Here is a 363-nt window from a genome sequence, read left to right as displayed (position 1 = left end):
ACGAAGCTCAACACGCCGCCGCCGATTGAGGCGAGCTTTGTAACGACCGTACCCATGACTTCTCGGATTGGTGCCTGAAACTTGATGATCGTCGAAGCAAGATCGCCGGCAAGCTGGTTCCAGGTATCGTGGATCCGCTCGCCGACGACAGGCCATTCCTTGATGGCGGCTGGTGCTTCAGGCAGCGTAAAGTTTCCCGTCCATAACTTACCGATCAGCGCCTGCACGGCATCGGCAAAATTGACCGCGACGAGGGCGAACGGCGCAATGATTAACACGAGGCATCCGACGACGATGATAGTTGCCGCAATCACCGGTCTGTTTCCGATCAGCCGTGATAGTGCCTCGAAGAGCGGAAACAGC

At 57.0% G+C, this 363-nt stretch carries 1 pseudogene; it reads right to left on the bottom strand.

The window, feature by feature from the left end:
- Window positions 1-363, bottom strand: a pseudogene (locus AC5ZGW_RS47620) (AI-2E family transporter); the annotation flags it as partial.

The sequence above is a fragment of the Bradyrhizobium sp. Crot121 genome, assembly GCF_059512385.1.
Note: the sequence above shows the minus strand (reverse complement) of the source record. Positions and strands in the feature narration are given on the sequence as shown.